The sequence below is a fragment of the Neisseria sp. P0020.S003 genome, assembly GCF_051957095.1.
GTDB classification, from domain to species: Bacteria; Pseudomonadota; Gammaproteobacteria; order Burkholderiales; family Neisseriaceae; genus Neisseria; species Neisseria subflava.
The window spans coordinates 45,873-56,953 of record NZ_JBQCWU010000010.1 but is presented as its reverse complement, the minus strand read 5'-3'; the positions used below and the strand labels follow the sequence as shown (position 1 = coordinate 56,953).

Sequence of the window (11,081 nt, the reverse complement as noted above, 5' to 3'; positions counted from 1 at the left end):
CTTCATTATTATTCTTGAACCTTCAAGCCGAAATGCAGATAGGCTCGTTCGGTTGCTACACGTCCGCGCGGTGTACGCTGCAAAAAGCCCTGCTGAATCAGATAAGGTTCAATCACATCTTCGATGGTATCGGTCGATTCACCAATCGCAGCAGCCACGTTTTCCAAACCGACAGGACCGCCACTGAACTTGTACAGAATCGCCTCAAGGAATTTCCTGTCCATCACATCCAAACCTTGCCCGTCCACATCCAGCATACTCAAAGCCGCATCGGCAATTTCCGCATCAATGACGCCGTTGTTTTTCACATCGGCATAATCGCGCACACGTCGCAAAAGGCGGTTGGCAATACGCGGCGTACCTCGGCTGCGCTTGGCCACTTCCATCGCACCCTCGTCGCCCATATCCAACTGCAACAACTGTGCAGAACGGGCAACAATAGTTGCCAAATCTTTATTCTGATAAAACTCCAATCGGGATACGATACCGAAACGGTCGCGCAAAGGATTGGTCAGCATACCGGCACGGGTCGTCGCACCTACCAATGTAAACGGCGGCAAATCGATTTTGACCGAACGCGCGGCCGGCCCCTCGCCTATCATGATGTCCAACTGATAATCTTCAAGCGCAGGATAAAGGATTTCTTCAACCACTGGGCTTAAGCGGTGGATTTCATCAATAAACAGCACATCATGCGGCTCGAGATTGGTCAACAAGGCTGCAAGGTCGCCGGCACGTTCCAAAACCGGGCCGCTGGTTTGGCGCAAATTAACGCCTAACTCTTTGGCGATAATATGCGCCAAAGTAGTTTTGCCCAAACCCGGAGGGCCAAACAACAAAGTGTGGTCAAGCGCTTCGCCACGTTTTTTCGCCGCCTGAATAAAAATGGCCAACTGCTCTTTTGCCTTATCCTGCCCGATATAGTCGTCTAAAGTTTTCGGACGTAAAGCGCGTTCAAGCAATTCTTCCTGAGCTGAAATATTTTGAGCAGTGATAATACGCTGAGGTTGTGCAGAAGTAAGATTATCGGTTTGTAACATAATGTTTCTAAATTCTAAGACCGTTCCCGACCCGTTGTTTCAGACGGCCCGAACAATCAGACAAAGCGGTTAAATTATGATTTTGGCCATTATACCCGATAAGGCCGAGCCACTTTTCCCTCAAATCTAAATCACACAAAAATTTTCGCTTTCAGACGGCCAAAGCAACGTATAATAAACGGTTAATTCAAATACCTATCGCATTCAGGAGAACACATGAGCCTCAAGCAAAAAGTCATCGCCATCGACGGCCCCAGCGCATCCGGCAAAGGGACGGTTGCCTCACGCGTAGCCGAAGCCTTGGGTTTTCTTTACCTAGACTCCGGTGCGCTTTACCGCCTGACCGCACTTTACGCACAAAAACACAATGTTGCCTGGTCAGATGAAGACACCGTCAGCACACTGGCAGAAACTTTGCCCGCACAATTTGAAGGCAGCGTCGTATTATTAAACGGCGAAGATGTGTCCGAGCAAATCCGTACCGAAGCGATCGGCATGGGCGCATCTGCCGTTGCGCAGTTGCCTAAAGTGCGTGCCGCCCTTTTACAACGCCAACGCGACTTCCTAACCGAAAAAGGTTTGGTCGCCGACGGCCGCGATATCGGTTCGGTTATTTTCCCTGATGCCGCATTAAAAATTTTCCTGACCGCAAGTGCCAATGTCCGCGCCCAACGTCGTGCCAAACAACTCGGTATCCCATGCGAAGGCGTTGCATTCGAGCGTATTTTGTCGGACATTGAAGCGCGCGACGAAGCAGACCGCCGCCGCCCTGTTGCTCCGTTGAAACAGCTGCCCGACGCCCTGCTTTTAGATACTGATAACCTTTCTATCGAAGAAGCTGTAAAAAAAGTGCTTGATTGGTATCATAAAGTTTAAAATTTGGAGTATAATCGCAAAGTTTTCATTTCAGACGGCCTGTTAACCCTATAACAAGGCCGTCTGAAAACATTTCCCAACCTGCCGCGCCAAGGACGGCAGGTCATTTCAAACCTAACCCGCACCCCTTGGCGGTGTACCGAAAAGAGTATATATGACTATGGAAAATTTTGCCCAGCTGCTGGAAGAAAGCTTTACCCTGCAAGAGATGAACCCAGGTGAAGTGATTACTGCCGAAGTAGTCGGCATCGATCAAAACTTCGTTACCGTTAACGCAGGTCTGAAATCAGAATCTCTGATTGATGTTGCTGAATTCAAAAACGCTCAGGGCGAGATTGAAGTTAAAGTTGGCGATTTCGTTACCGTTACCATCGAATCTGTTGAAAACGGCTTCGGCGAAACCAAACTGTCCCGCGAAAAAGCCAAACGTGCTGCCGACTGGATCGCTTTGGAAGAAGCTATGGAAAACGGCGACATCCTGTCCGGCGTTATCAATGGCAAAGTCAAAGGCGGTCTGACCGTTATGATCAACAGCATCCGCGCATTCCTGCCGGGTTCTTTGGTTGACGTACGTCCTGTAAAAGACACTTCTCACTTCGAAGGCAAAGAAATTGAATTCAAAGTGATCAAACTGGACAAAAAACGCAACAACGTTGTTGTGTCCCGCCGCGCTGTTCTGGAAGCTACTTTGGGCGAAGAACGCAAAGCCTTGCTGGAAAACCTGCAAGAAGGTTCAGTTATCAAAGGTATCGTTAAAAACATCACCGATTACGGTGCATTCGTTGACTTGGGCGGCATCGACGGTCTGTTGCACATCACCGACTTGGCATGGCGCCGTGTGAAACACCCAAGCGAAGTTTTGGAAGTCGGTCAAGAAGTTGAAGCTAAAGTCCTGAAATTCGACCAAGACAAACAACGCGTTTCTCTAGGTATGAAACAATTGGGCGAAGATCCTTGGAGCGGCCTGACCCGTCGTTACCCACAAGGTACCCGCCTGTTCGGTAAAGTATCCAACCTGACTGATTACGGTGCGTTCGTTGAAATCGAACAAGGCATCGAAGGTTTGGTACACGTTTCCGAAATGGATTGGACCAACAAAAACGTACATCCAAGCAAAGTTGTTCAACTGGGTGACGAAGTTGAAGTAATGATCCTGGAAATCGACGAAGACCGCCGCCGTATCTCTTTGGGTATGAAACAATGCCAAGCCAATCCTTGGGAAGAATTTGCCGCCAACCACAATAAAGGCGACAAAATCTCCGGTGCGGTTAAATCCATCACTGACTTCGGCGTATTCGTAGGTCTGCCTGGCGGCATTGACGGTCTGGTTCACCTGTCTGACCTGTCTTGGACTGAAGCCGGCGAAGAAGCTGTACGCAAATACAAAAAAGGCGAGGAAGTTGAAGCCGTTGTATTGGCAATCGACGTTGACAAAGAGCGCATCTCTTTGGGTATCAAACAACTGGAAGGTGATCCATTCGGCAACTTCATCAGCGTAAATGACAAAGGTTCTTTGGTTAAAGGTTCTGTGAAATCTGTTGACGCCAAAGGTGCTGTAGTTGCTCTGTCTGAAGAAGTTGAAGGCTACCTGCCTGCTTCTGAATTCGCTGCCGACCGCGTTGAAGACCTGACCACCAAACTGAAAGAAGGCGACGAAGTTGAAGCCGTTATCGTTACCGTTGACCGCAAAAACCGCAGCATCCGTCTGTCTGTTAAAGCGAAAGACGCTAAAGAAAACCGCGAAGCGCTGAATTCAGTTAACGCCGCTGCAACTGCCAATGCCGGTACTACCAGCCTGGGCGACTTGCTGAAAGCCAAACTGTCCGGCGACCAAGAATAAGGTTGCAGACATGACGAAGTCTGAATTGATGGTTCGCCTCGCAGAAGTGTTTGCCGAGAAAAATGGCAACCAACTGCTGGCTAAAGATGTCGAATACAGTGTAAAAGTCTTGGTTGATACCATGACCCGCTCACTGGCTCGTGGACAACGTATCGAAATCCGCGGCTTCGGCAGCTTCGATTTGAACCACCGCCCTGCCCGTATCGGGCGCAACCCAAAAACCGGCGAACGCGTGGAAGTGCCAGAAAAGCATGTTCCTCACTTCAAACCGGGTAAAGAGTTGCGTGAGCGTGTAGACTTGGCATTGCAAGAAAGTGCTCATTAATACTTAGTAGCAAAACGCCGCAGAAATGCGGCGTTTTTTTGTTTTCTCAAGAAATACCAAAGCCGGCTCTTTTCACGCATACCTTAATCGCACACTCTTTCAACTATATTTACTACAATGCTTTTGCAAAAAACGCAGGCCGTCTGAAATCATTTATAATAGACCGACTATTCTGTAATGAAAACATCATTCCAACTGCTGTCCAAACTATTGCGGATGATGTTTCAACTATCGCCAGCAAAACATAATAAAGGTTACACATGAGCAATAGAGACCAACTATTCACACCACCTCCATTTGAAAACCACAGCCCATTGACTTGGTATCAAGCTGCAGCCGAACAGCCTAACTTTATTCGCGACGAAGCCCAAGCGCGAGCCATTGAATATTTGGATCGTTTGTGGACCGAGCTGATGATGTTCAAACGCAAACGCAACCGTTTTCTTGGCCGTAGCTTGCGTTCCCCCCAAGTACCTAAAGGACTCTATTTTTATGGTGGCGTAGGGCGCGGTAAAAGTTTTTTGATGGATGCTTTTTTCGGCTGCCTCCCTTATCGCCGCAAGCGTCGCGTGCATTTCCATGCCTTCATGGCCGAAATCCATCAACGCCTTAAAGTTTTGAAAAGCGAAGCCAACCCCTTAAAAGCTGTTGCAACAGAAATTGCCAAAGAAACACGCGTATTATGCTTTGACGAGTTCCACGTCAGTGATATTGCCGATGCCATGATTTTGGGCCGTTTGCTGGAAAACCTGTTGAGTGAAGGTGTCGTCTTGGTAGCTACTTCCAACTATGCTCCATCCGAACTCTATCCTCAAGGCCAAAACCGCAGCAGCTTTCTGCCAACCATCGCCCTTATCGAGTCCAACCTGACCGTTTTAAATGTAGATGGTGGCGAAGATTACCGCTTGCGTACGTTGCGTCCTGCTGAAATTTTCTTTGTTCCCAATAATGAAGAAAACGAGCAAAAACTCGCTGCTTTATTTAAGGAAATGAGCGGAATCTCTGAATTAAACCCAGGTATCAGCATTATTCATGGACGGGAAATTCCTCATAAAGCCCAGTCAGAACGCGCCATCTGGTTTGATTTCCGCGCATTATGTTTTGGCCCGCGCTCTCAAGCTGACTATTTGTATTTAGCCGAACATTACGAGATGGTTTTCCTTTCAGGGTTAGAACGCCTAACCCCGCAAGAAAAAGCAGAAGCACGCCGTCTGACATGGTTAATTGACGTTTTATACGATTTCCGTGTGAAGCTGTGCGCTACCAGCGCAGTTGGCGTAAACGATATTTACGTCGAAGGCGATTTTGCAGAAGAATTTACCCGTACGGCCAGCCGTATGATCGAAATGCAATCTGAAGTCTACTTGAAACAACTGCACCTGACTTTAAGCAAATAATGCCTTTCCCAAAAAGGGGCGAAATTTGGTAGAATACACTTCCCTCGCCTCTTGGCTACGACAACTTACCTTTCAATAAAAACAAGGACATAACATGGCCATAGAACGTACGATTTCCATCATCAAACCCGATGCAGTAGAAAAAAACGTCATCGGCAAGATTTACAGCCGCTTTGAAGAAAACGGCTTGCGCATTATTGCGGCAAAAATGAAACATCTCTCTGAGCGTGAAGCAAAAGAATTTTATGCCGTACACAAAGACCGCCCTTTTTATGAAGACTTGGTTAAATTCATGACTCGCAATCCTGTCATGATTCAAGTATTAGAAGGTGAAAACGCCGTTGCCAAAAATCGTGAACTGATGGGCGCAACCAATCCAGCCGATGCAGCTCCTGGCACAATCCGTGCCGACTTTGCAGAATCTGTCAGTGTTAATGCTGTACATGGTTCTGACAGCGTTGAAAATGCTGCAATTGAAATTGCTTACTTCTTCAGCCAAAGCGAAATCTGCCCACGCTAAGAATAAAAGCCTGTAGCCGCTTTACGGCCGTCCGATTCATATCGGACGGCAAAACTGCTTTGTATGTCCTACAAATTAAAGGCCGTCTGAAAATCCAAAGGCTATTAAAGCAAAGCTGCCCAATAAGCCCCTTTGCTTTAAAAGCTTTACTGAGAAACATAAAAATACATGAAAACCAATCTACTGAATTATGATTTAAACGGACTGACGCAACACTTTGCCGAAATGGGCGAAAAGCCTTTTCGTGCCAAGCAGGTAATGCGTTGGATACATCAAGCCGGTGCACAAAATTTTGAAGAAATGACTGATTTGGCCAAATCATTGCGCGCCAAGCTGAATGAACAAGCCACAATCGAAGTGCCTAAATTAATGATGGCACAAGAATCTACGGATGGTACTCGCAAATGGTTGCTGGATGTCGGCACTGGCAACGGTGTAGAAACCGTTTTCATTCCCGAGGCTGAACGCGGTACTTTGTGCATCTCTTCCCAAGTTGGTTGTGCATTGGAATGCACCTTCTGCTCTACCGGACGACAAGGTTTCAATCGTAACCTGACTACCGCTGAAATCATCGGTCAGCTTTGGTGGGCCAATAAAGCCATGGGTGTTACCCCAAAAAACGAACGCGTTATCTCCAACGTGGTGATGATGGGCATGGGCGAACCCATGGCAAACTTTGACAATGTTGTTACCGCTTTGAGCATTATGCTGGATGATCACGGCTACGGCTTAAGCCGCCGCCGCGTGACTGTTTCCACTTCAGGCATGGTTCCACAAATGGACAGACTGCGTGACGCAATGCCTGTTGCTTTGGCTGTGTCTTTACACGCATCCAACGATGAAGTGCGCGATCAGATTGTTCCCCTCAACAAAAAATACCCGCTTAAAGAATTGATGGCGGCCTGTCAACGTTATTTGGTCAAAGCACCCCGTGACTTTATTACCTTTGAATACGTTATGCTCGACGGCATCAACGATAAAGCGCAACATGCGCGCGAATTGATTGAGTTGGTTAAAGACGTACCATGCAAATTCAATCTGATTCCGTTCAATCCTTTCCCAAATTCCGGCTACGAACGTTCTACCAATGAAAATATCCGTGTCTTCCGCGATATTCTGCAACAAGCCGGCTTTGTCGTTACTGTCCGCAAAACCCGCGGCGACGATATCGATGCAGCTTGCGGACAATTGGCCGGACAAGTACAAGATAAAACACGTCGCCAACAAAAATGGCAACAGATTTTGGTCGAACAATAAGGTTAATTATGAAAATTAAGTTCGGATTCGCTTTACTTACCGCACTGACTCTTTCTGCCTGCGCTTCCTCTTCCGGCCCAAGCCCTAAAGAACGTGCCATTCAAGTTTCTAATATCAAAACCCAACTGGCTGTGGAATATATGCGCGGCCAAAACTACCGCCAAGCTACTGAAAGTATCGAAGAGGCGCTTAAGTCCAATTCAAAAAATGACCTTGCTTGGTTGGTACGCGCCGAGATTTATCAGTATTTGAAGGTCAAAGATAAAGCTCAGGAAAGCTTTCTTAAAGCATTGTCTTTAAAACCTGATAGCGCGGAAGTCAACAACAACTACGGTTGGTTCTTGTGCAATCAAATGAATGCACCGGCCGAATCTTTGGCTTACTTTGACAAAGCACTGGCCGACCCAACCTACCCAAGCCCCTTTATTGCCAATATGAATAAAGGCATTTGCAGTGCAAGGTTAGGCCAATACTCCTTAGCCCAAGCCTATTTGGAAAGGTCTTTAGCAGCGAATCCACAATTCTTCCCTGCTTTCAAAGAACTTGCCCGAACCAAAATGATGGCAGGCAATCTGAACGATGCCGACTATTATTTCCGCCAATACCAAAGCAAAGTTGATGTCCTTCAGGCTGACGATTTGCTTTTAGGCTGGCGTTTGGCTACCGCCTTGGGCAATAAACACGCCGCATACGAATACGAAGCCCAACTTAGGGCAAACTTCCCTTATTCAGACGAACTACAAACCGTCACAACAGGCCACTAAATGGAAAATAACGATAAAATCAACTACGACACACAAGCCGCCAAAACATTGGGGGATGAATTACGCAAACACAGAACTGATGCCAAAATCGATATTCAAGATGTCGCTTCACGTTTGAAACTGTCTGCCGAACAAATTGATGCTTTGGAAAAAGGGGAATATTCAGGCTTTCCCGGTTTAGTCTTTGTTTCAGGCTATCTGCGTTCATATGCACGATTTCTGAAAATCGACGAACAAACCATCGCCAAACATTTGCTCTCCATTACTCCGCAACTTGAAGACCATGTATACGCGGTAACACGCAGTGCCAACGCCGGCTTAAGCTACCAAGACACTGAAAAGCAAGGTTTCCCAAAATGGATATTGGGGATAGCCGCACTGGCTTTGGCTGTAGGCGGCGTTTACTTTTGGCAAAGCAAATCCAGTTTTGAAAATGAGCAGGCAAATATTCAAAACAGCAAAGATGTTGCTGATACGATGAAAACGCCTGCCTTAAAAACGAATAATGTTGCCGTTAGCGAAATGACGGAAGACGGCAAAAAAGAAATTACCAATAAGCCTGAAGTGACTAATGATCAAGTTGCCTCAGCAGCTTCCGCCGTCGTACAAGAAGAGAAGCCTGCCGTCAAGGTTGAGAAAGACGAACTTTGGATTAAAGTTCAATACCGAAGCAATCTGATCATTACGGACAAAGATGGAAAAGTAGTATTCAGCCGTATCGTTCCGGCCGGAAGCGAACAACGTCTGAGAGGCGGTGCGCCTTACAATGTTTGGATCGGTATTGCAGCCGGTTCGGAAGCCAATTACGGCGGCACACCTATCGAACCTTTGAAATACCGTGTTGCCGGTGAAAAATCCTCCTCTTTTGTTGCAGGAAAAAACTAAAATGACCACACCTAAACGCCGTCAGACACATCAAGTCAAAATTGACCACCTCATCATCGGCTCCGATGCGCCCGTTCTTGTGCAATCCATGACCAATACGGATACGGCAGATGCCGCAGCAACTGCCCGACAGGTTAAAGAATTGAGCGATGCCGGCTCGGAAATGGTTCGTATCACAGTCAATACTCCTGAAGCGGCTTCCAAAGTAGCCGAAATCCGCAGCCGCTTAGACGATATGGGCTACACCACCCCCCTGATTGGTGATTTCCATTTTAATGGCGAACGCTTATTGGCTGAATTTCCTGAGTGCGGCAAGGCCTTGGCCAAATATCGGATTAACCCGGGCAATGTCGGCAAAGGTGCAAAAGGCGATGAAAAATTTGCCTTTATGATCCGTACTGCCGCAGAAAACAATAAAGCCGTACGCATCGGTGTGAACTGGGGTTCGCTTGATCAAGGCCTTGCCAAGCGCATGATGGATGCCAACTTAGCTTCTGCCACACCGAAGCCGCCTGAAGAAATCATGAAAGAGGCTTTGATTGTTTCTGCGCTGGAATCGGCAGAAAAAGCCGTGGCTTTAGGTTTACCCGAAGACAAAATCATTTTGTCGTGCAAGGTCAGCGCCGTACAAGACTTGATTCAGGTTTACCGCGAATTGGGCAGCCGTTGCCGTTACCCGCTCCATCTCGGTCTGACTGAGGCAGGTATGGGTAGCAAGGGCATTGTGGCTTCCACCGCAGCTCTGTCCGTATTATTGCAAGAAGGTATCGGCGACACCATTCGAATTTCCCTTACGCCCGAACCCGGCTCCCCCCGCACACAAGAAGTCATTGTCGGTCAGGAAATCCTGCAAACCATGGGCTTGCGCTCCTTTACGCCAATGGTTACAGCCTGCCCGGGTTGCGGCCGTACCACCAGTACCGTATTCCAAGAGTTGGCTCAAGATGTACAAAACTATTTACGCCAGAAAATGGCTGTTTGGCGCACTGAATATCCAGGCGTTGAATCATTAAACGTCGCTGTAATGGGTTGCGTGGTAAATGGTCCGGGCGAAAGCAAGCTTGCCGATATCGGTATCAGCCTGCCAGGTACAGGCGAAACTCCGGTTGCGCCGGTTTATGTAGACGGCGAACGGAAAGTTACCCTCAAAGGAGACAATATCGCTGCTGAGTTTTTACAAATCGTTGAAGATTATGTCAAAACCAACTACTGCGAGGGTGGCGCAAAACGTAAGCAAAACCGCATTATTCCGATTCAATCTGCCTAAAACATTTTCAAGATTAAGAGGCCGTCTGAAAATATGTTGGGCAAACTGGATACTTGGCTGACTGAGCATCCCAAACGCAAGGATTTGCATGGTTGGCGACGCTTTATCGTTGAATTTTGGTTTTTCGGTTTGAAAGAAGCGCGAGCCTGCTTATTTGCAGGCTTGTTTTTCATTGCCATGTTTCTTATTCCGAAAACAGGCTGGTTGGGAATTTCACGCTACGACCTGCTGCTGATTTTTGCCGTCTCCGTACAAGCAGCCATGCTGTATTTCAAGCTGGAAACTTGGGATGAAGTGAAATCGATTACGCTGTTTCACTTGGTGGGCTTTGCTTTAGAGTGGTTCAAGACATCAGGCGATATCCAATCTTGGAGCTATCCGGATGAGGCTTATACCAAAATTGGCGGCGTACCGCTGTTTGCGGGCTTTATGTATGCTGCGGTCGGCAGCTATATCATTCAAGCATGGCGGCTGTTTGACCTTAAAATCAAAAGCCATCCGCCATATTGGCTGGGCACTTTGTGCGCACTGGCGATTTATATCAATTTCTTCACCCATCACTATATCGGCGACTATCGCTGGTATCTCGCTGCTTTTGCTCTTGGCCTATACGCCCGGACAACGGTCTTGTACACGCCCTATGACACCACTCGCAAAATGCCGCTCCTGCTTGCTTTCGTCCTGATCGGATTTTTTATTTGGCTGGCGGAAAATTTGGGAACCCTATTCGGCGTTTGGCGCTATCCCAACCAAATCGGCGCGTGGGCATCGGTACACATCAGCAAATGGAGTTCATGGGCATTACTGGTGATGATGACTTTTACCATCGTTGCGAATTTAAAACACATCAAACATACTATCAGCGTATCAAAAGATTAGTTATTTAACATTTGAAAAGGCCGTCTGAAAC

At 47.4% G+C, this 11,081-nt stretch carries 11 protein-coding genes; 10 read left to right on the top strand and 1 reads right to left on the bottom strand.

The genetic code is table 11. From position 1 onward, the window contains the following. Positions 1-8: 8 nt before the first annotated feature. Positions 9-1,040 carry a Holliday junction branch migration DNA helicase RuvB gene (gene ruvB, locus ACTHTQ_RS07110; RefSeq protein WP_440363524.1) on the bottom strand — a complete coding sequence of 344 codons (1,032 nt, stop codon included), beginning with the start codon at positions 1,038-1,040 and terminating at the stop codon, positions 9-11. Positions 1,041-1,256: 216 nt separating this feature from the next. Here ruvB and cmk point away from each other — a divergent pair, with 216 nt between their 5' ends. From cmk to ACTHTQ_RS07060, 10 genes are all read left to right on the top strand, one after another. Beyond that, positions 1,257-1,916 carry a (d)CMP kinase gene (cmk, locus tag ACTHTQ_RS07105; RefSeq protein ID WP_440363523.1) on the top strand — a complete coding sequence of 220 codons (660 nt, stop codon included), beginning with the start codon at positions 1,257-1,259 and terminating at the stop codon, positions 1,914-1,916. 154 nt (positions 1,917-2,070) lie between these two features. Then, complete coding sequence (rpsA, locus tag ACTHTQ_RS07100) at positions 2,071-3,756, top strand: 30S ribosomal protein S1 (RefSeq protein WP_311457990.1); 1,686 nt, start codon at positions 2,071-2,073, stop codon at positions 3,754-3,756. Positions 3,757-3,766: 10 nt separating this feature from the next. Next, positions 3,767-4,081, top strand: a complete 315-nt coding sequence (locus ACTHTQ_RS07095) for an integration host factor subunit beta (protein WP_003678992.1) — start codon at positions 3,767-3,769, stop codon at positions 4,079-4,081. A 260-nt stretch (positions 4,082-4,341) separates the two neighbouring features. After that, a complete protein-coding gene (zapE, locus tag ACTHTQ_RS07090; RefSeq protein WP_440363522.1) occupies positions 4,342-5,478 on the top strand; it encodes a cell division protein ZapE in 1,137 nt (378 codons plus the stop codon). Positions 5,479-5,572: 94 nt separating this feature from the next. Continuing rightward, positions 5,573-5,998 carry a nucleoside-diphosphate kinase gene (gene ndk / locus ACTHTQ_RS07085; RefSeq protein ID WP_004519785.1) on the top strand — a complete coding sequence of 142 codons (426 nt, stop codon included), beginning with the start codon at positions 5,573-5,575 and terminating at the stop codon, positions 5,996-5,998. 168 nt (positions 5,999-6,166) lie between these two features. Further along, positions 6,167-7,255, top strand: coding sequence for a 23S rRNA (adenine(2503)-C(2))-methyltransferase RlmN (gene rlmN / locus ACTHTQ_RS07080; protein WP_314053534.1), 1,089 nt, complete (start codon positions 6,167-6,169; stop codon positions 7,253-7,255). 8 nt (positions 7,256-7,263) lie between these two features. Continuing rightward, entirely contained in the window at positions 7,264-8,019 is a 756-nt protein-coding gene (gene pilW, locus ACTHTQ_RS07075; protein ID WP_063075505.1) for a type IV pilus biogenesis/stability protein PilW, read from the top strand. After that, on the top strand, positions 8,020-8,904 hold the full coding sequence (locus ACTHTQ_RS07070) for a helix-turn-helix domain-containing protein (protein WP_440363521.1): 885 nt from the start codon (positions 8,020-8,022) through the stop codon (positions 8,902-8,904). Between the two features lies 1 nt (position 8,905). Then, entirely contained in the window at positions 8,906-10,171 is a 1,266-nt protein-coding gene (gene ispG, locus ACTHTQ_RS07065; protein WP_440363520.1) for a flavodoxin-dependent (E)-4-hydroxy-3-methylbut-2-enyl-diphosphate synthase, read from the top strand. A 33-nt stretch (positions 10,172-10,204) separates the two neighbouring features. Continuing rightward, positions 10,205-11,050, top strand: a complete 846-nt coding sequence (locus ACTHTQ_RS07060; protein WP_070734801.1) for a DUF817 domain-containing protein — start codon at positions 10,205-10,207, stop codon at positions 11,048-11,050. Positions 11,051-11,081 lie beyond the last annotated feature (31 nt).

Coding starts and splice junctions, on each gene's coding strand:
- ACTHTQ_RS07070 (WP_440363521.1), top strand. CDS start 8,020: ATGGAAAATAACGATAAAATCAACTACGACACACAAGCCGCCAAAACA.
- ACTHTQ_RS07060 (WP_070734801.1), top strand. CDS start 10,205: ATGTTGGGCAAACTGGATACTTGGCTGACTGAGCATCCCAAACGCAAG.
- cmk (WP_440363523.1), top strand. CDS start 1,257: ATGAGCCTCAAGCAAAAAGTCATCGCCATCGACGGCCCCAGCGCATCC.
- zapE (WP_440363522.1), top strand. CDS start 4,342: ATGAGCAATAGAGACCAACTATTCACACCACCTCCATTTGAAAACCAC.
- ACTHTQ_RS07095 (WP_003678992.1), top strand. CDS start 3,767: ATGACGAAGTCTGAATTGATGGTTCGCCTCGCAGAAGTGTTTGCCGAG.
- rpsA (WP_311457990.1), top strand. CDS start 2,071: ATGACTATGGAAAATTTTGCCCAGCTGCTGGAAGAAAGCTTTACCCTG.
- rlmN (WP_314053534.1), top strand. CDS start 6,167: ATGAAAACCAATCTACTGAATTATGATTTAAACGGACTGACGCAACAC.
- ispG (WP_440363520.1), top strand. CDS start 8,906: ATGACCACACCTAAACGCCGTCAGACACATCAAGTCAAAATTGACCAC.
- ruvB (WP_440363524.1), bottom strand. CDS start 1,040: ATGTTACAAACCGATAATCTTACTTCTGCACAACCTCAGCGTATTATC.
- pilW (WP_063075505.1), top strand. CDS start 7,264: ATGAAAATTAAGTTCGGATTCGCTTTACTTACCGCACTGACTCTTTCT.
- ndk (WP_004519785.1), top strand. CDS start 5,573: ATGGCCATAGAACGTACGATTTCCATCATCAAACCCGATGCAGTAGAA.